13 protein-coding genes are annotated in these 21,229 nt (G+C 41.7%); 5 read left to right on the top strand and 8 right to left on the bottom strand.

The annotated features are described in order from the left end of the window. Positions 1 to 14: 14 nt before the first annotated feature. From GO816_RS12810 to GO816_RS12795, 4 genes are read left to right on the top strand one after another with little or no spacing between them, the layout of a single operon-like run. On the top strand, positions 15 to 1,733 hold the full coding sequence (locus GO816_RS12810; RefSeq protein WP_198171517.1) for a fasciclin domain-containing protein: 1,719 nt from the start codon (positions 15 to 17) through the stop codon (positions 1,731 to 1,733). 46 nt (positions 1,734 to 1,779) lie between these two features. Then, complete coding sequence (locus tag GO816_RS12805) at positions 1,780 to 3,396, top strand: fasciclin domain-containing protein (RefSeq protein ID WP_157542339.1); 1,617 nt, start codon at positions 1,780 to 1,782, stop codon at positions 3,394 to 3,396. A 15-nt stretch (positions 3,397 to 3,411) separates the two neighbouring features. Beyond that, positions 3,412 to 6,633 carry a SusC/RagA family TonB-linked outer membrane protein gene (locus GO816_RS12800; RefSeq protein WP_157542338.1) on the top strand — a complete coding sequence of 1,074 codons (3,222 nt, stop codon included), beginning with the start codon at positions 3,412 to 3,414 and terminating at the stop codon, positions 6,631 to 6,633. Positions 6,634 to 6,653: 20 nt separating this feature from the next. Next, positions 6,654 to 8,429, top strand: a complete 1,776-nt coding sequence (locus GO816_RS12795) for a RagB/SusD family nutrient uptake outer membrane protein (protein ID WP_157542337.1) — start codon at positions 6,654 to 6,656, stop codon at positions 8,427 to 8,429. Between the two features lie 139 nt (positions 8,430 to 8,568). Here GO816_RS12795 and ettA read toward each other — a convergent pair whose 3' ends face one another. Beyond that, positions 8,569 to 10,248 (bottom strand): energy-dependent translational throttle protein EttA, encoded by a 1,680-nt coding sequence (ettA, locus tag GO816_RS12790; protein ID WP_157542336.1) that lies wholly within the window; start codon positions 10,246 to 10,248, stop codon positions 8,569 to 8,571. Between the two features lie 500 nt (positions 10,249 to 10,748). On the opposite strand from ettA, the gene GO816_RS12785 reads away from it, so the two are divergent. Beyond that, entirely contained in the window at positions 10,749 to 13,283 is a 2,535-nt protein-coding gene (locus GO816_RS12785; protein ID WP_157542335.1) for an ATP-dependent Clp protease ATP-binding subunit, read from the top strand. 70 nt (positions 13,284 to 13,353) lie between these two features. Here the strand turns inward: GO816_RS12785 and GO816_RS12780 are convergent, their stop codons facing one another. The 7 genes from GO816_RS12780 to GO816_RS12750 form a co-directional block, all read right to left on the bottom strand. Further along, on the bottom strand, positions 13,354 to 14,547 hold the full coding sequence (locus GO816_RS12780) for a carboxypeptidase-like regulatory domain-containing protein (RefSeq protein WP_198171516.1): 1,194 nt from the start codon (positions 14,545 to 14,547) through the stop codon (positions 13,354 to 13,356). Between the two features lie 111 nt (positions 14,548 to 14,658). Continuing rightward, on the bottom strand, positions 14,659 to 15,471 hold the full coding sequence (locus tag GO816_RS12775) for an enoyl-ACP reductase FabI (protein WP_157542333.1): 813 nt from the start codon (positions 15,469 to 15,471) through the stop codon (positions 14,659 to 14,661). Positions 15,472 to 15,595: 124 nt separating this feature from the next. After that, the gene (gene recN / locus GO816_RS12770) at positions 15,596 to 17,257 is read right to left on the bottom strand and encodes a DNA repair protein RecN (protein WP_157542332.1); all 1,662 of its coding nucleotides are present in this window, start codon (positions 17,255 to 17,257) and stop codon (positions 15,596 to 15,598) included. A 66-nt stretch (positions 17,258 to 17,323) separates the two neighbouring features. Then, positions 17,324 to 18,217, bottom strand: coding sequence for a type IX secretion system protein PorD (gene porD, locus GO816_RS12765; RefSeq protein WP_157542331.1), 894 nt, complete (start codon positions 18,215 to 18,217; stop codon positions 17,324 to 17,326). Positions 18,218 to 18,219: 2 nt separating this feature from the next. Further along, positions 18,220 to 19,416: a bifunctional phosphopantothenoylcysteine decarboxylase/phosphopantothenate--cysteine ligase CoaBC gene (gene coaBC / locus GO816_RS12760; RefSeq protein ID WP_157542330.1), complete on the bottom strand. Its 1,197-nt coding sequence runs from the start codon at positions 19,414 to 19,416 to the stop codon at positions 18,220 to 18,222. Between the two features lie 182 nt (positions 19,417 to 19,598). Continuing rightward, entirely contained in the window at positions 19,599 to 19,931 is a 333-nt protein-coding gene (locus tag GO816_RS12755; protein WP_157542329.1) for a DNA-directed RNA polymerase subunit omega, read from the bottom strand. Between the two features lie 11 nt (positions 19,932 to 19,942). Beyond that, on the bottom strand, positions 19,943 to 20,878 hold the full coding sequence (locus GO816_RS12750) for an outer membrane protein assembly factor BamD (RefSeq protein ID WP_157542328.1): 936 nt from the start codon (positions 20,876 to 20,878) through the stop codon (positions 19,943 to 19,945). Between the last annotated feature and the right edge of the window lie 351 nt (positions 20,879 to 21,229).

Raw genomic sequence — 21,229 nt, 5'->3', positions numbered from 1 at the left:
AAATGAAAGCAGATATGAGAAGAATATTTGATGGAATGCCTGCAATACTGTTGGTATTGGGCTTCATGACGATTATTGGTTTAAACAGTTGTAAACGCGAAGCGCTTACCTACACCACAACCAGTACGGTAAACATGTACACGTACATTGGTCAAAACCCCGACTATTCGCTTTTTAAGCAAATAATTGATAAGGCAGGTTACGCAGGTTACCTTGATGCTTATGGTGCGTACACCTTGTTCGTATCAAACAACGCTGGTGTAAATGCTTATCTCAAAGCAAACAACAAAACAAGTGTTGATGCCCTTGATGAAGCAACCGCCAAAAAAATAATTGCTGTAAGTATGCTGGCCGATACGTTGAACTCAAGCTTTTTCAAAGACGGAAAGCTGCGTACCCCAACACAATCAGGACAGTACATTATTACCGGTACACGCAGTGTAAACGGTGTAACTTCAGTTGTGATTAACAAGCAGGCTAATTTTGTAACCGGTAATATTAAAACCGGTAATGGCCTTATTCATGTTGTTGATAATGTTTTGTTTCCGGCCGAGCTTACACTTGCAAAAACACTGGAGCAAAATCCAAAATACAGCATATTTACAACTGCTTTAAAAGAGACAGGTTTTTATGATACATTGAACGTTGCCAGCGCAGCCAACACCAATGCATCGCGCAAGTTTTTAACGCTTATTGCTGAAACCGATAGTGCGTTCAATGCTAATGGCATCGCCAACTACAATGCTTTAAAAGCCAAATATTCAACAAAAGGTAACCCTAGAGATCATGCCGATAGCCTTTGGCTGTTTTGCGCCTACCGCGTATGGCCCGAGTTGGCGTACCTTTCTGACATTGCCACATCAACCGCGCATGCAACCCTTGCACCGCTTGAAGTTACTACCAGTCAGTTGAGCGGTCAAACTGTATTGCTTAACAATGATACCTTTAATGGCATACTGGAACCGGGGATAGCACTAGACCGTAATAACAGTGATGTATCTGCCAACAACGGTGTGTTACACCGCCCGCTGGGCAGCTACAAAATCAAAGTACGGTTCCCAACACCTGTATATTTTGACGTGGCAAACCAGCCCGAAATCAGACGCTCGGGTATTTACCGCGTTCCGGGTCAAAGCAAAATTTTTAACTATGCATCCTTAAGCGAAGTTGTGCTAGTAGGCCCTGCTAATGATAACAACCGTTTGGAGTATAAAAATACCGCCGCTACTCCGGGTCCGGAAGAATATTACTACGGTAACGATTATGTAAACATAGGCTTGCGTTTCAGAACGGGAGCTAATGCAAGCAATACATCACAGGCTACCTTCACCACTCCGGTAATTGTTAAAGGCCGTTATAAAATATGGGTTGATTACAAGTATGGCACCGGCAGCCAAAGCATACCTGTATCTTTTGATGGCGTTACTTTACCAAACATCTTAAACCCTAATGATGCGCTTATATACGGTGAAACCGAAGCACAAGCCGAATCGCGCGGTTTCAAAAGCTATTCGGAGTGGCCTATTGCAAGCTTTACTAAAGCACCAACGCACGTTGGCAGGTTAGTTGGAATTGTAAATGTACCAACTACCGCACGTCATACTATAACCTTTACATCTACAGCATGTACAGGTTGTGCAGTGCAGTTCCAGCTCGACGCTGTTGAATTCAGGCCGATAGATATGGATCAGATAAGACCTAAACTAGGCCGTAGCGGAGTGTTAATTCCGTAATTAAGGCCACTTCCATCAATTATTACTATCTGTATATACTCATATAATGAATAGCTTTAAAATTAAATATATAATGGCGCTGCTGTTGGTAACAACAGTATTAAGTGCCTGCAAAAAGCAGTGGGACGATCGTACCGCAGCTGTTGATCAGCAGCTGGATAAGACCGTAATGCAGCAAATTCAAGAAAATGGTAACCTGAGCACGTTCTCAGGTTATCTTACTAAACTGGGATATGATAAACTTTTGGCCGGTTCAAAAACCTATACCATTTTTGCCCCAACCAATCAGGCCCTGCAAGGTGTAGACCAGACTATTGTAAACGATACCGCACAGCTTAAAAAGTTTGTAAATAATCATATAGTAGCACAGGTGTATTTAACTAATGCAGCACAAGCTGGCTTACGCATACGTACATTGGGTGGCAAAAACTTAAGTTTCAATACAACAACTGTTGATGAGGCAACTATAACCACGCCTAACCTTTACGTTAAAAACGGGGTAATTCATGTTATTGATAAGGCTATACCGCCTAAAATGAATATCTCTGAATACATCAGGAGTTTAAACGGCGTGGCCGACATGCACAAAGCTTACATTTTACGCCAGGATACTACTTTTATCGATACTTCAAAAGCAACGGTACAAAGTTATGATCCGCGTACAGGCAAGCCAATATTGGTTCCCAATACCGGTGTGGTTAATGTTAACAAATACTTTAACCGTGTAGCCAGCTTAGCAAATGAAGACAGTACCTATACTTACTTTGTGTTAACCGATGCTGCTTATGATGCTGAGCGCAACAAGGTAAGTAAGTACTTTGCAACGGTAACTAACTCAACTGATACCACCATGAACATTTTGGCGGCATATAATGTGCTTAAAGATGTAGCGGTAAGAGGTTCAATTGCCCCAACAGGCTTTAATGCGCTTGCTTCAGTAAACAATGTAACGGTGCCAGCAAGCCAGGGTGCTATTGTGCAAAGCTACCGTGCCAGTAACGGTATGGTATATGTAGTGAACAGTATGCCGTTTGACATCAAACAAAAAATTACACCTGTTATAATTGAGGGCGAACGTCCGAGCTTTTTTGCCCGTACAGATGCAAACGGAAGCATTTTTTACCGCAGCCGCCGCGATGATAAGGGAGTTACCCTAAAAGATATAATGATAGGCACCACTAACACTTTGCCTGCCAACTTCTTCGCGGCTTACAAACTCACTAACCTGTACACATGCCAATACCGTGTAGTAGTACGTGCGGTTAATGATATTAATTTTAGCGCACCAACCGATATTGTTGAGAGCTTCAACTTCGGGCAAATTACTGCTCCTGTAGTTGGTTCAAACGGCACTATCGTCCCTAATGATGTAGTTAAGTTTCCTTCGCAGCGCATAGGGCCTGTGCTTGTTAACGGCAGTCCGTTTGTAAACTATGAAGAACTTACTTTGCCAACGCCGGCAAACCGCAGTGCAACTAATGTTGCCGGAAGCAATCCTACCAGCACAGCTACTGCGGCTAACACAATTGGTCTTACAGGCGGCAACTTTACCGTAACCAAACGTACATCAGTTAATATGTATGTGGTGGGCGCCAACAGCACTACGGCAAATGCAAATAACGTCACTTTCGATTACGTAAAACTGGTACCTATTATACAATAACTTCCAACCTTAACTATGCAAAATTTTACTAAATCATTTGGTTTGCTGCTCTTTTTATGCCTTTTAGGAGGTATAAAAGCCCATGCGCAGGAAACAGATAGCGTATCAGTACGGCTTGCAGATAGTATTGCACGTTACAAGGCCGATTCTACCCTGAGGGCTAAAGGCCCTAAACTAAGCGGTGTAATTAAAGATGCTGCTACTAAACGCCCGGTATCAGGGATAAGCATTGGCGTGCCTGCCTACTCATCGGCCATTAGTGATGAAAACGGCCGTTTTACCATAAACCTGCCTAATTTTGATGTTGTTTTAACCGTTAGCGGACAAGGATACCAGGAGAAACAAGTGCCTATAAAGGGTCGCAAAACGTTACCTGATATTTTGTTGTTTGAGGGTTCTTACAACTCTGTTTATGATATAGCCCGCATGCCTTTTGGTAATGTATCGCAAAGTGCCCTGTCAGGTGCCGTATCAACAGTAAATACTTTTGGAGCATTTGAGCCAACCTCGCAAGAAACTTCAGATAGTTATTTGCAGGGTAAGGTAGCAGGTTTGGATGTGGTCCGCCGGTCGGGAACGCCTAACATTGGTGCTAATTTATTTTTACGCGGTTATAATTCACTTTATGGCGGTAACGCACCGTTGGTTTTGGTTGATGGTATGATTTACGATACCTACCGTTACAACCGCTCACTTATTAGCGGGCACGTTCATAACCCTTATAGTAACCTTGATTTGCGCGACGTTGATAACTATACCATTTTAAAGGATGCCACAGCCGGCATTTACGGTACCAAAGGCGCCAACGGTGTAATTTTAATTACTACCAACGCCAGCCCGGATCTTGCAACTAAAATTGACTTTTCGGCTTATAGCGGTTATAACTATGTACCGGGCAGTTTTAGGTTGCCAATGATGCAGGCCGGAGATTATCGCACTTATTTGTCTGATTTGTTGCGCACCAGCAATCTTACATCATCACAAATCTCTGCTTTGCCTTATATGAATGATGATCCGTCGCAGCCAAACTATTATGTGTACCATAATAACACCGACTGGCAAAAACGTGCATTCAAAAATGGCTTCAATCAAAACTATAACCTTCGCGTATCTGGCGGTGATGATATTGCCCGTTACGTATTAGCATTAAGCTATGGCGATAACAAAGGCATTACGCCCATGACAGACTTAAGTAAGTTTGGTACTCGTTTTAATGCCGATTTAAATATCAGCCGTAATTTTACCATTAAGGCAAATCTTTCGTTCCAGTACAATGAGCAAAATTTGCGTGATCAGGGTTTGTCGCCGTCAACCAACCAGCTTTACCTTGGTTTAGTTAAATCGCCTCTGCTGCGCACCAATGATGTGAACGCTGCAGGTGTAGAGTCGCCAAACCTAGCTGATACTGACATATTCGGGATAAGTAATCCTGCTGCCGTATTGGCTAATTCACAAGCACTAAACCGTAACTACCGCTTTTTTGGTAATCTTACTTTCCGCTACCAATTCAGCCGAAGCTTTGCCGCACAATCATTAATAGGTATAACGGCCGACAAGGTTCGCGAAACTACCTTTATGCCGCGTGCCGGTGTTGCCAATGACACTACAGCCACTGTTGTTATAGATAGTCGCCTGGGTAGCCAAACCCAGCGTTTGTACAGTTTATATAACGATACCTATTTGTCATACAACCGTACGTTCAATAGGGTGCACACCTTAGGAGTTTATTTAGGAGCAAGGTTCACTCACTTTACTACCCAGTATAATGTTGATCGTAGCTTTAATTCGGCTATTGATCAGTTAGTTACTGTTGGTAATGGTTTAGCTGCTACACGTACAGTTGGCGGCGATATTGGTAAATATCGTTGGTTAAACAATTACTTGAGCGCCAACTACCAGTTATATAACAAGTACATTTTCAATTTTAATTTAACAGCCGATGCTTCTTCGCGCTTTGGCACACAGGCCGATGGTGTTTCATTGGGCGGTGTAAAAATGGCGCTGTTACCTTCAGCTTCGGTAGCGTGGGTGGTATCATCAGAAAAGTTTATGGCTGACATTAATTTTATTGAGATGTTTAAACTTCGCGCCAGCTATGGCCTAACTGGTAATGATGATATTGGTAACTATGCTGCACGCCAATATTACACCTCACAAAACCTATTAGGTTTGCAAGGACTTGTAAGAGCCAACTTTGGCAACCCAATGCTACAGTGGGAAATAGGTAAAAAACTGAACTTTGGTTTAGATGCAGCCTTCTTTCAAGAACGTTTAAGCATCACTGCCGACGTATTCAGGAATACCACTACCCGAATGATAACGCAAGAGCCTGTGGCTTCAACCGGTGGTTTAGCTTACGCTGTTACCAACAACAGTGGCATGCGTACTAACGGCTTTGAATTATCAGTTAACGGCCGTGTTATTAGCCAAGCTAACTTTAAGTGGGATTTGGGCTTTAACATTGCTGCGTACCGTAATAAAATTACCAGCTTACCGGCTTCAATGCGCACGCAGTATGCTGGTGCTACCATTTTAACCGAAGTTGGTCGTCCGGCCGGAGTATTTTACGGTTACAAAACCAATGGCGTATATACTTCAGGTAACGAGGCTGCAGCTGCAGGTTTGTCATACCGCAACAGCCAGGGCGCATTGGTTCCTTTACAGGGTGGCGATATGCGCTTTGTTGATGTTAATAACGATAAAGTTATTGACGCACAGGATATGCAGGTTATAGGCAACCCAAATCCTGATTTTGTAGGTGGCATAAGCACAGGCGTTACTTACAAAAGGTTTACAGTAAATGCATTGTTTACCTTTAGCCAGGGTAACAAGCTATACAACTATACCCGTCGTCAAATTGAATCGGGCAGTAATTACAACAACCAAACCCTTGCAGTAAACAACAGGTGGAGAGCTGACGGGCAAGTTACGCCAATGCCACGTGTTGCCTTTGGCGACCCGAGCGGTAACTCAAGTTTTTCTGACCGCTGGATTGAAGACGGATCTTACATGCGTTTACGCACCTTATCGGTAAGTTATGATGTAAACCTTAAAAAGGCCAGATTCCCTAAATACATTAAGGTATATGCAACAGGTAACAACCTGGTAACTTTTACCAAGTACCTGGGCTATGATCCTGAATTTGCACCGAGTGAAAATTTATTGCTGCGTGGTATAGATACTACGCTTGAGCCGCAGTTTAGAACAGTACAGTTAGGTGTGCGCATTGGTATATAATAAGTTGACTAATTAGTATTATGAAAAAACATTCCTACAAATTCATATATAAAATTTTATTGGCAAGTGCGCTGGTGTCTTCTGTTTCTTGTAAGAAACTGGTAGATGTTGAGCCCGAAAACCAGGTAGATATTGTTAACCACTATCAAACTGTTTATGACGCCAATGCAGCAGTAATTGGTATTTACGGACAGTTGCAGGGCATTGCCGATAGGTACATAGTTCTAAATGAACTGCGGGCCGACTTAATAAGCCCGACTATAAATGCCGATCAGTATTTACGCCAGTTACACACGCATACCGTAACGCCCGATAATCCGTGGGCCGATCCTAAGCCATTTTACAAAATCATTATGAATTGTAATGATGCGCTTAAAAACTTTGATGTTATGCTGGCCGCAAAAAAACTAACGCAGGCTGATTACAATGAGCGCTACGCAGACATTAATGCTGTAAGATGCTTTTTGTACCTGCAGTTAGGTATGCACTGGGGTAGCGTACCTTACGTAACCGATCCGTTAGAAACGGTTGAATCATTAAAAGATGAAAGCAAATTCCCTAAGCTTACATTTAATGATTTGCTTGATAAGCTTATTGCTTCGATGGAGCCACCGCGCAGCCTGGAGGGTTACAGCGCAACAAGTTCAACCGGTTCATCAAGTACATCATTAAATACTACCGTTGATGGTTACCCAACCAACTTATTTTTTGTTGAAAAACGTAGCTTACTGGGCGATTTGTACTTGTGGAGAGGCCGCTATACCGATGCATCACGAATGTACAGGTACGTTACCGAAACCGGATACCGTAATGGTGGTGGTGGTAACGATGCCAGCTTTTGGCAGTATAAACCCAATTACAGCAGGTTTTTGGTTACTTATACCCAAGGTGGCAATGAAAATACTTTGTTAGATGATAACACTAATGCAAACAGTTGGCGATCTATTTTTGGTAACCCTACGCAAGGGACTGAAACCAGTTCTGAATGGATTTGGACAATACCGTTTGACCGTAATTTTGCACCGGTAAATCCGTTTATCGACTTGTTTTCGAACCAAGGTGGCCGTTATTTACTTACTGCCTCTAAACTTGCGCTTAACAATTGGGACAGCCAGCTACAGAGCAACAACTTTGTTGGTGATGCACGCGGAAAGATGTCTGTTCGCACTATAAACGGTCAGCCGGTTATTGCAAAACAGTTATACTATTACTTAAACAACGCCTTTATACCTGTTAACGTGCTACAGCGCCAGGGCCGTTGGTTGCTTTACCGTGCAGCAACACTCAACCTGCACTTTGCCGAAGCCGCCTGCCGAGATAATCAGGTTAAGGTTGCTTACGCGCTTACCAACGTTGGTGTGCGCGAAACCTATAACAGTGTATTCCCGGGTACCGGAACTGTGCCTAGTGACGTAACCAATATTATGCAAACACAAGCACCTGCACCGTATGATATGGACGGACGTGACGGAGCCGTGCCTTATTTCAAAGGCCCGTGGTACAGACAAATAGGTTCGCGCAGCCGGGCAAACCTGCCAAGATTAGACCCTGGTTTATACCAAAATAACCAGGTTGCAAACATGGAAGATGCTATTATAAATGAAGATGCTGCCGAACTGGCTTTTGAAGGCCAACGCTGGGGCGATTTACTTCGCGTATCGCTTCGCAGAGGTAGCACTACTTATTTGGCGCAAAAAGTACGTGCTAAGCTTGATTTGGAAGGCAACTCAGAAGCGGCAAACGCTTACAACAAGTTAAGCACTACAAACGGTGTTTATTTACCTTTTAGATTGTGAAAATAAACAGGTGCAGTTTTCAATTGCTCCTGTTTACTTATGAAGTTAACCAGACGAAGCACGACAAATGCTTCGCCTTAAACCAAAAAAAAGCGGAGAACAATTTAAATGTTCTCCGCTTTTTTGTTAACGGTATATATTATGCCAGCTTTTTATACTTAATGCGCTTAGGCGCTACATCACCTAAACGTTTTTTACGGTTTTCTTCGTAGTCGGTATAGTTGCCTTCAAAAAAGTAAACCTGCGAATCGCCCTCAAAGGCCAATATATGCGTACAAATACGGTCAAGGAACCAGCGGTCGTGGCTGATGATTACCGCACAGCCTCCAAAGTTTTCCAGGGCCTCTTCTAAGGCACGCAATGTATTAACGTCAATATCATTGGTAGGCTCATCCAGCAGCAATACGTTTGAACCCTTTTTCAGTGTGATGGCCAAATGTACACGGTTGCGTTCACCACCCGAGAGCACATCTATCTTCTTTTGCTGATCGCCGCCGTTGAAGTTAAATTTAGAAACGTAAGCACGTGAGTTAATAGGTTTATTGCCCAGCAGGATAGTTTCCTGCCCGTCGGTAATGTTTTCCCAAACAGATTTATCGGCTTTTAAGTCATCATGCATTTGGTCAACGTAGCCAAGCTTTACCGTTTCTCCAACACGGAAGTCGCCTGCATCAGGTTGTTCCTGACCTGTAATTAAGCGGAATAGTGTAGTTTTACCAGCACCATTGGGGCCAATAATACCTACTATACCTGCTGGAGGAAGTGAGAATGACAGGTTTTCAAATAATACCCTATCGCCGTAAGCCTTGGTTACATTATTTACTTCAATAACCACATTACCCAAACGCGGACCCGGTGGAATGAATAACTCCAGCTTGTCTTCGCGCTCCTTGGTTTCCTCGGATGCTAATTTTTCATAGTTGGCAATACGGGCCTTACCTTTTGCGTGGCGTGCTTTAGGTGCCATACGTACCCACTCCAGCTCGCGCTCTAAGGTTTTTTGACGCTTGCTTTCAGTTTTCTCTTCCTGTGCAAGGCGTTTGGCTTTCTGGTCTAACCATGAGGAGTAATTACCTTTCCATGGAATGCCTTCACCGCGGTCAAGTTCTAAAATCCAGCCCGCTACATTGTCAAGGAAATAACGGTCGTGCGTTACGGCTATAACGGTGCCTTTATACTGTTGTAAATGTTGTTCCAGCCAGTCAATGCTCTCGGCGTCCAAGTGGTTGGTAGGCTCATCCAACAATAGTACATCAGGTTCCTGCAACAGCAACCGGCACATAGCCACACGGCGGCGCTCGCCACCCGAAAGTACACCAATTTTAGTATCAGGTTCGGGGCAACGTAACGCATCCATTGCGCGCTCCAGTTTGGTATCAAGCTCCCATGCATTTACCGCATCAATTTTATCCTGTAATTCGCCCTGGCGTGCCATGAGTTTATCCATAGCATCAGCATCTTCGTAATACTCAGGTAAACCAAATTTTTCGTTTATCTCTTCGTACTCCTTTAATATAGCGGTTACTTCGGCAACGCCTTCTTCAACCACCTCGCGCACGGTTTTTTCAGGATCAAGAACTGGTTCCTGAGCCAGGTAACCAACTGAGTAACCCGGTGAAAAAACCACTTCGCCCTGGATTGATTTATCTAATCCGGCGATGATCTTCAATAATGATGATTTACCCGAACCGTTTAAACCTATTACGCCAATTTTAGCACCGTAAAAAAACGACAGGTAAATGTTTTTGAGTACTTGTTTTTGAGGTGGGTAAATTTTACTTACACCCGCCATCGAGAATATTATTTTTTCGTCGGCCATGTTGCTTTATTATGAATTCAAATATCAGCCAAATTGATGGCATTACAAAAGCAAGTAAAGCTCAATTCTTATTAGCACGAAAGATTTTAGGTGATTTCGTACGTCACGGCTAACAATCCACAGTCAATAGACGTATCAATTAATATTAACAGTAGTGTGCCTTAATGGCATGGCTTATGACTAAATAACATGGCATTTTGTGCTGTTAAAAGGTAGTAAAGATATTTTTATTAAACTATATCGTATTTTTTAAATCAAATACTAAATTGCAATTGTAATGTGTTAATTAATGCACATTAATTTTATAAACAACATCGGGTTTAAATGTCAAAAAACCCGTTATTTAACAGATTACAATTAAATAACAATTTATGCGTGTCAACTTGTAATGTTGGCAACATTGTTGTTAAATGATCATACACACTTCCGTTTGCGTACCCCGTTTTTCTGAAAAGAGATATTCATTCGGCAAGTAAAACAAAACTATAGAAAGGTACTCGATGGAAGCTAAATTTTCGCCACGTGTTAAAGATGTGATTTCCTACAGTCGGGAGGAGGCTTTACGCCTTGGTCACGATTATATAGGTACAGAACATCTGTTATTAGGTTTAATCCGCGACGGTGACGGCATAGCCATAAAATTGCTGAAAGGCTTAAATGTGGATACCGCCAAACTGCGTCGCGCAGTAGAAGATGCTGTTAAGGGTACCAGTGGTACCAATGTTCATATTGGCAGCATTCCTTTAACCAAACAAGCAGAAAAGGTGTTGAAAATCACCTATCTGGAAGCAAAGATATTTAAGAGCGACATTATAGGCACAGAGCATTTGCTGCTGTCAATTTTGCGTGATGAAGATAATATTGCCTCACAACTGTTATTACAGTTCAATGTGAACTACGAAATTTTTAAAGGTGAAGTAGAATCACATAAAAACATTACCGATGAAATGCCTGGTTCATCAACCGGAGGCGATGATGACTTCAAAGAAGAAGAATCATTCAGTCAGCCTAAAAAGGTGTCAGATATTAAATCAAAAACTCCGGTACTTGACAACTTTGGCCGCGATTTAACAAAAGCAGCAGAAGAAGGTAAACTGGATCCTATTGTGGGGCGTGAAAAAGAGATTGAGCGTGTATCGCAAATTCTTTCACGCCGTAAGAAGAACAATCCTATTTTGATTGGTGAGCCGGGTGTGGGTAAATCGGCTATTGCTGAAGGACTTGCATTACGTATTGTTCAACGCAAAGTATCGCGTGTTTTATTTAACAAACGTGTGGTTACTTTAGATTTGGCCTCATTGGTAGCCGGTACTAAATACCGTGGCCAGTTTGAGGAGCGTATGAAAGCCGTGATGAATGAGTTGGAAAAATCTCCGGATGTTATCCTGTTTATTGATGAGATTCATACTATTGTAGGTGCTGGTGGTGCTTCAGGCTCATTAGATGCCTCGAATATGTTTAAACCCGCCCTTGCCCGCGGTGAAATTCAGTGCATTGGTGCAACTACTTTAGATGAGTATCGTCAGTACATTGAAAAAGATGGCGCCTTAGATCGTCGTTTCCAAAAAGTAATGGTTGAACCTGCTTCGCCAGATGAAACCATTGAAATTTTGAGCCGCATTAAGGATAAATACGAAGAGCACCATGGCGTAACTTATACTCCTGAAGCTATTAATGCTTGCGTTAGCTTAACTGCACGTTATATTACCGACCGTTTCTTACCTGATAAAGCTATTGACGCTTTAGACGAGGCCGGTTCACGTGTGCACTTAACTAACATTCATGTTCCGGATAACATTCTGGATATTGAGCAAAAGATTGAGCAGATTAAGGTTGAGAAAAACCGTGTTGTGCGTAGCCAGAAGTATGAAGAAGCTGCAAAACTTCGTGATACTGAAAAGCATTTGCTAGAAGAACTAGAGCAGGCTAAAGCAGCATGGGAAGCAGAAACCAAATCAAAACGTTATACCGTAACCGAAGATAACGTTGCCGAAGTTGTTGCCATGATGACCGGTATCCCGGTACAAAAAGTTGGACAAGCCGACAGCCAAAAACTGTTGAACATGACCAACAACATCCAAGGTAAAATCATCGGTCAGGATGACGCTATTAAAAAGCTTACCCGTGCTATACAACGTACCCGTGCAGGTTTAAAAGATCCAAAAAAACCAATCGGTTCATTTATTTTCTTAGGCCCAACCGGTGTAGGTAAAACCGAACTTGCTAAAGAACTTGCCCGCTTCATGTTCGATTCTGAGGATGCACTTATACAGATTGACATGAGCGAGTACATGGAGAAATTTGCCGTGTCTCGCTTAGTAGGAGCGCCTCCGGGCTACGTAGGTTATGAAGAAGGTGGGCAATTGACTGAAAAAGTGCGCCGCAAACCATACTCTGTTGTGTTGCTTGATGAGATTGAGAAAGCACACCCTGATGTATTTAACATTTTGTTGCAGGTGTTGGATGAAGGCCAGTTAACCGACTCGTTAGGACGTAAGGTTGATTTCAGGAACACTATCATCATCATGACATCAAATATTGGTGCACGTCAGTTGAAAGATTTTGGTCAGGGTGTTGGTTTTAGCACTGCTGCTAAACTTAACCAGGCTGATGCTCACTCAAGAGGTGTAATTGAAAACGCGCTTAAACGTGCTTTTGCTCCTGAGTTTTTAAACCGTGTTGATGATGTTATTGTATTCAACTCTCTTACTAAGGAGAACATTTACAAAATCATTGACATTGAGCTTGCTTCATTATTTGGACGCATTAACGGCTTAGGCTATAAAATTGAGTTAACCGAAAATGCCAAAGAAGTGATTGCCGAGCGTGGTTACGATGAAAACTTTGGTGCAAGACCACTTAAACGTGCAATTCAAAAATACCTTGAAGACCCAATTGCCGAGGAAATATTAAAAGGTGAATTAGCCGAAGGTGACGTAATGGAAGTTGACTTTGATAAAGAAGCAAACGAAGTTAAGGTTAATGCCAAGCATAACGGAGAAAACAAAACTCCGGAAGCAGAACAGCAAGGATAAATGTCTTTTAAATAAATAAAAAGCCGCCCCGAAAGAGGCGGCTTTTTTTGGTGTTGTTTGTGATGTGGTATTAAGGTTTGGTGTTTACTTCTTTCGGGTCGTAGTCAACAGGCAGCATTTTTGCCATACGGTCAACTCCCCAGGCGCCTTCACACATAATAGATGAAGGATTGATGATTATTCCATTAGCGTCAAAAAATGCATATTGCTCATTAAAGTTCATTAATGATGTAGGATGATCAGGAGCGTTCATAGGCTTATTAAATAATGATCCGTCATCAGCTTTACGCGTGTATACAATGTATAGAATATCATTGAAGCTTAAAGCAAATATGCCCGCAACATCAGTACGTTTAACTAAACTATCAACTCTCAGTGGCTTAGTTACCAAATAATCCACCGATACAGGTAGCTGTTTTTGCTTCGCCCAGTAAGACAAGGAATCTGTAGCTTGAATATTAAACCTGCCGTTTACCAGGTTTGATTGCCTGTGATGCTTTAGTTTTGCTTGTATGAGGCTATCAGGTTGGCGTTGAGGGTTGGGTTTGCGCATGAGCCGCATGGTATTGAAGCCTTCGTCTTTCAACCTGTTGCCCAATAATGAACGAAAATAATGCTGGCTTGAGCCAAGATAAGCTCTTAAACGTGCTTTATACCATTTTTTTTGCTGTGAAGGTTTGGCTTTAATTGGAGTATACAAAGTGTTTCCAAAGTAGAAGAGTACTCCCGAACGATAGTTGCGCTTAAATTCAATTAAATTGTATTTTAAGTTATAACCAAGCGCTTTATTTTCTATCTCTAAATAGTCAACTGTACTTGCAATTAACTCGTTTGTGGCTTTGTCATAATGCAAATCTAAAATCTCAGGGTTTAATATTTTGCATTGAGCAGCCTCGGGCGTGCGGCCAAAAAACTCCTCTTTAAACATTTGGTAGTTTTGTACCCAATTGGGATCGGGTTTTACAACAACCGCGTTAAGCTCAACTGTTTTAGGTGTAAGTTCAACGAATGACAGTTCCAGGTTTTGATTCACCTGTAAGGTTTTGTGCAACGTTTCATAGCCAACGCTCGAAATAACCATATCATACTGGCCAGGTTTAACATCACTTAACAGGAAAGCTCCTTCGTCGTTACTTGACCCTCCAACGGTGGTATTACTCAGAAATATGCTGGCTTTGGCAACAGGTTTCTTATCATACAGGTTTATAATTTTACCGCTGATGGTAAACTGCGCCTTTGCTAAAAAGGGGAAAAGTATCAGCAAAATAAAACCGAACCTTAGCATACATCAAATTAACTAATTATTTAGTTAATAAGCAACCAAAAAAGCCGTAGTTTTTTGCTACGGCCGTATTTTGTTTTTTTGTAGTTATAACTACTTATCCATTTGTTCAATAATGGCTTGTGTAACTCCGGTGAATGAGAAACCACCATCATGAAACAAGTTTTGCATAGTTACCATGCGGGTTAAATCTGAAAATAAGGTAACGCAGTAATCGGCACACTGATCAGCAGTGGCATTACCCAGCGGACTCATTTTTTCGGCAAAGTCAACAAAGCCGTCAAAACCTTTGACACCCGAGCCGGCAGTAGTACGCGTTGGCGATTGTGAAATTGTATTTATACGTACATTCTTTTTAACACCATACTGGTAGCCAAAGTTGCGTGCAATGCTTTCTAACATAGCCTTATTGTCGGCCATATCATTATAATCAGGGAATACGCGCTGAGCTGCTATGTATGATAAAGCTACAACTGAACCCCATTCGTTAATAGCATCTTGTTTCATGGCAACCTGTAATATACGGTGCAAGCTTAACGCCGAAATATCAAGACCTTTATGCGTAAAATCGTAATTGTTTTCGGTATAGTGTACACCTTTGCGCACGTTAAGGCTCATGCCTATTGAGTGCAGTACAAAGTCAATTTTACCGCCAAAATGTTCCTGAGCTTTTGTAAACAGGTTTTCAATATCAGCAGTTATGGTAACATCTGCAGGAATAACCGGCGCGTTTACTTCTTCGGCCAGTTGATTGATGGTGCCCATACGCAAGGCAATGGGTGCGTTGCTTAACACCAGTTCGGCACCTTCGGCCTTACAGCGTTGAGCTGTTTTCCAGGCAATAGATTTTTCATCAAGGGCGCCGAAAATGATACCCTTTTTACCTTGTAATAAATTATAAGCCATGTTCTTTCGAATTGTTATCGGGGGGTAAAGGTAAAAATTATTTATCAGTTACCGATGAGTAATATAGACAGGTTAGTACCGGGCATCTTAAAGTGTTAATGTGGTGCAGGCCTACCGCTAACGTTTAAATTTCCAGTAAATCTTTTGCGTTTTGCAGCGCACTTTCACCAGGCTTGTCGCCGCTTAGCATTTTTGCAATTTCAACTACACGCTCATCATTTGTAAGCTGTTTAATTTGCGTTTGAGTAACATCACTGGTGTTGTCCTTATAAACAAAGTAATGGCTTTTGCCTTTGCTGGCAATTTGTGGCAAGTGCGTAATGGTCATAACCTGCAGGTTTTTAGCTAAGCGTTCCATTATAATGCCCACTTTGTTGGCTACCTCGCCAGATACGCCTGTATCTATCTCATCAAAAATTATGGTTGGCAAGGCGGTATAATGAGCAATGATTGATTTGATGCTAAGCATCAGCCTTGAAAGCTCTCCGCCTGATGCAACCTTACTCATTTCGGCAAGGTTATGACCTTTATTGGCCGTAAACATAAATTTTATTTGGTCCGTTCCGTTTTTGGTAAGTTCATTATTGGTTGTATGCGTATGCTCTATTTTAAGTTGTGCATTGCCCATACCCATTTCGGCAAGCGTATCCATTACCTGCTGCTCAATATCAGGAAGTGCATTAACACGATTTGCTGATAGTTGTGCCGCCAGTTTTTCCAGGTCGGCCTTTTGCAGTTCAATCTGTTCTTGTAACGATGCAATTTCTTCATCACCAAACATAGCCTGCTGAATTTTTAACGAAAGTTCTTCCTGTATGGCTAAAAGTTCGGCATTGGTATTAACGCGGTGTTTTTTCTGCAGATTATAGATAAGGCTAAGGCGAGTATTTACATCATTTGCCCGTGCTTCATTTGTTTGGGTTGCATCTTCCAGCTGTTCAATTTCAGCAGCAATATCTTTAAGTTCAATTAAGCTGCTGCTCAGGCGTTCATGCAGTTCGGCAATAGACGGGTTGAATTTTTCGAGCGACGCAAGTTGTTGGTTAGCCTCTTTTATTTGTAATGCCGCTGCCGATTCGCCGTCCTGAATCAAATACAAAGCCGCTGTTAAATTACGTTTAATCTCCTCGGCGTTATTAAGCGTGTAAAGCTCTTGCTCAAGTTCTTCTTGCTCGTTTTCAACCAGGTTTACCTTTTCAAGTTCTTCAAACTGAAATTGAAAATAATCTAAATCTGCTTTAGCCTTGTCGCTGTCTGCAATAAGTTGTTGCAATTTATTAGTTGCCTTTTTATAGGCACGAAAATCTGACTGGTATTGCGTGAGTAACGGCTGGTGTTTGGCAACACCATCAACCACTAACAGCTGAAAGGCCGGATCATTAATTTCACGCGTAGCTTGTTGCGAATGTATATCTATCAGCTGCTCGCCCAGTAACTTGAGGGTGGCTAAATTAACCGGCGTGTCATTAACAAATGCCCTGGATTTTCCATCGGCCGAAATTTCGCGTCGTAAAACAGTATCTGTTTCGTAATCTAAATCGTTATCCTCAAAAAAAGCTTTTAAGTGAAAGCTGCCAATTTTGAAGGTGCCTTCAATAACGCATTTTTTTTGCTGGTTAAAGAAGTATTTGCTTTCAGCACGCTGACCTAATATTAAGGATAACGCACCCAATATAATTGATTTACCAGCACCTGTTTCGCCGGTAATTATATTAAGTCCGGCATCAAAGTTAATGTCGAGGTTGTTTATTAGCGCGTAATTATTAATGGTTAGCTGCTGAAGCATAAGTAAAATATGGTTGTGGCAAAGATATTCAATTACCATACCAATGCCTAATATTCTTAGTATTTGCTATGGTTGCAGCGCTTTATATAAAGTTCCGTTGGCAGGGTCGGCTTGTAAAAGTATATTCATAGCCTGAACACGCATTTGCGGATCGGCCTTTAAAAATGTTGAAACCAGTTCACTTCTTTTGGCTAAAAAGAAAAGGGTAGGGAGGGTAGCTCCAACGCGTACACGGTCTAACTGAGTGAGCACTGGTAATGAGTTAAATATGGTTTGCCGGGCCTCGGTGGCATTTTCAACCATACGATCCAACCCCAAACGATGGTAGTTGTACATAAATTCGCGCAACGGAATGTATGTGCCGCTCATGGTGTTTTCGGAGAGCCAGTAACGGTTGGTGTTATTATCAAAAGCTTTCCATCCACGGTATGATGAGCTTTGTGCGTTAATCACAACCGACTGCGCGTTGGCAAAGTATGAGGTGCCTCCAAATTTCGAAAAGCTATCATAATCAAAGGCTAAAATGGTGTAGGCGTAAAAGGCCAGCACAGAAGCAAGGTTGCTTTGAAAGTTTTGATTGTTAAAATCAATGGTTTGTCCTTCGGTGTATGTAAAATCAAAATCGCGGTCGTTTATGCTGAATACAGGTGTATTGTACGAAGCATTATAAACAGGACGTGTTGATTGTACTTGCAACTCGCCGCTGAAACTTGTTCCGTTATCCCAGGCGGTTATAGTTAATATAAAGCTGCAGTCAATTTTTTCATCAGGCTGTATGGCATCCGGGCTCCACTTTCGGCCATTTAAAAACTCGCGCATGGCGGTTTGCAAGGTTGTAAAAATGCGCTTGTTGGTAGTAGCAATTTTTGGTGAAAGTACCTGTACCCTTGCATTTAAGTCTTGTGCAAGCGTAGCAAAGCCGGCAAAACATAAAATAAGGAACAGTAACAGCTTTTTCATAGTTATAATAAAGCTACAATTTTGTCGGCAATATCTGCCGCTACTTCGTCTTTGCTTTTTAAATCAAAAATGGTTTTTTGAAGGCTGCTATCAATCATTGTTATCTTATTAGTGTCGAGCTTAAACCCGGCACCACTGTCATTTAACGAATTAAGGATAATGAGGTCAAGATTCTTTTTGCGAAGTTTATCTATCGCGTTTTGCTCCTCATTTTGTGTTTCCAGTGCAAATCCAATCAGTAATTGATCGCTTTTCTTGCTTTCACCTAATACCTTTAATATGTCCGTTGTTTTTTTTAGGTCTATACAAAAAGTATCTTCTTGCTTCTTGATTTTTTGACTGGCAACGGTAAGTGGAGTATAATCGGCAACGGCAGCACTCATAACACAGATGTCGGCAGATGAAAAATGGCCAACACACGCATTAAGCATCTCCTGGGCCGATACTACATCAATCCTTTCAATACTACTGTGTAATAACTTCTCTGCAGTTGGTCCGGTTACTAACATCACCTTTGCACCACGGTTAGCCAATTGAGCAGCAATTGCAAAACCCATTTTGCCCGATGAGTGATTACCAATAAATCTGACCGGGTCAATGGCTTCATAGGTTGGGCCTGCTGTTACTAAAACCGATTTTCCGCTAAGCGGCTTACTGTTGGTAGCCTCGTTTTGTAAAAAGCCTACTATTTCTTCAGGTTCAGCCATGCGGCCCTCTCCATGCAAGCCACTAGCCAACTCGCCTGTACCTGGTTGAATTAGAATGTTACCGTACTTCTGCAGTTTTTTTACGTTACCTGTGGTTGCAGGATGTTGCCACATATCTAAATCCATAGCAGGGGCAAAGTAAACCGGGCATTTTGCCGAAAGGTATGCCGCGGTAAGTAAGTTATCACACTGCCCATTGGCCATTTTAGCAAGTGTGTTAGCGCTTGCAGGTGCAATTACAAATAAATCGGCCCATAGGCCAAGCTCAACATGGTTGTTCCAAACGCCGGTAGCTTTGTTAAAATACTCAATTAAAACCGGGTTTTTTGATAGCGTAGCCAGTGTTAGCGGAGTTATGAAATTTATAGCATCGGCCGTCATCACTACCTTAACATCGGCACCAGCTTTTACAAGTAGCCTAACCAGTGTGGCCGCTTTATAAGCGGCTATGCTTCCGCATATACCCAATACAATTTTTTTGCCTTCAAGCATAGCACAAAAATATAAAACGCTACGCTAACAGCGTAACTAATGCAAATACAATTAAATGTAAAGTAAGCCTTATTACTCAATAAAAAGTGGCTTAAACAAAAAACCGGATACTAAATTAAATTAGCATCCGGCCTATAATTAATCTTATACCTGTAGCACTTAAGTGTTCAGGGTAAGTTTTGTTACTCTTTGTTTGGGTTACGGAAGTAAACTTTATCATCTAAAAACTCCTGAACGGCAACTAAAGTAGGTTTTGGCAAACGCTCATAATGCTTAGATATTTCAATTTGCTCGCGGTTTTCAAATACCTCTTCAAGGTTATCGTTTGATGACGCAAACTCAGAAAGTTTCTGGTGCAACTCTTCTTTGATGTTGTTTGAGATTTGATTTGCGCGTTTTGACATAATAACAATCGACTCGTACAGGTTACCTGTAGAGCGGTCAAGGTCACGTAAATCGCGGGTTACTGTGCTGCTTGCTACAGTTGGTTTGTTAGTATTATTATTGTTGCTCATGTTCGTATATTTTATTGTTGCGGACTTTTTTGGTTATTTTTATCAGTAATAGACTGCTGCTGTCCTGTTGAACGGCTGCTGTCTTTAGCCATTTTTTTATGTAGTTTACCTTCAGCTTCTAAAGCAGCTAAAACGCGTTTGGCATTGTCAATACCGCGTTGGCTATCGGTGCGGTAATTAGCAACTGCTTTGTTATGCTTACTCTCCGGAAATTTCTCTGCAAACTGGTCGGCATAGGTAATTGCCTGGTTGTAACGTTCTTCTTGACGGTATTCAGCACTGTTCTTCGCATATAAATACTGCGCTTCAACGGTCAGGTATTCCATTTCCTCGGCATACTTGGTATCTGGATAGTCGCGCAGTGCATTATTAAAAGCCATAACTGCCGAAAGGTAATCGCCCATATCAAAATAAAGCTTGGCATTTAACCATGCTTTCGCCTCAAGTTTGTCGCGCAGGTTTTGTATAAGCTTACCGGCTTCAACACTTCTTTCGCTTTTAGGATACAGGTTAATGAATAGCTGTAAAGTTTCAATAGCCTTGGTTGTATTTTCCTGGTCGAGCGTAGGGTTAGGCGAATCGAGGTAGTAGCAATACGCCGACATATACCTGCACTCTTCAGCACGGTTACTGGCCGGGTACATATCAGCAAAGTTTTTAAAATGGTAACGTGCCGATGTATAATCTTTTTGATAGTAGTTGGCGTAAGCGTAAAAGAAGAATAGTTCTTCTGCCTCACCGTGGCCACGATACTTAGGTGTTAAAAGCTCAAAAAGCTCCAATGCCCTCGAGTAGTCTTTTTTATTATAGTATTTTATGGCCTGCTGATATTGCTTGGCCCTGTCATTGCTTTCCTTCAGCCTTTCGTAGCTGCTTTTACAGCTGCCAACTACAAGCGTTCCGGCAATACATAAACCTGCAATTATAGCACGTTGCTTTTTAAACATCCTGCAAAGATAATTATATAATGTAAATCAGTCAATTATTATTTAAGCGCGAAATTAACAGCCACATGTCTTATTAGTATAAAGACGTACTTTATTTAACATCTTTTAACTAAACCACGGCGGGTATATATACTATTACTATATAGATGAGTCAATAGTTCCGACAAGCTGGATAAAGCGCCACACTATTTGTAGCACTCCTTATATATATAGTATAGAAGCTAGTAGTCAATAAAGTGATTCTTATTACCAAAAACTCCGTTACTTTTCCATATTGCGCTCAACTACAAATGATTGACGGTTATTTTGCAAAAATAATGCACTTTAATTTGCGAAAATGCAAACAAAGCG

This window comes from Mucilaginibacter aquatilis (genome assembly GCF_009755275.1).
Taxonomy (GTDB): Bacteria; Bacteroidota; Bacteroidia; order Sphingobacteriales; family Sphingobacteriaceae; genus Mucilaginibacter; species Mucilaginibacter aquatilis.
The sequence above is the reverse complement of the archived record's forward strand: the minus strand, read 5'-3'. Positions and strand labels throughout refer to the sequence as shown.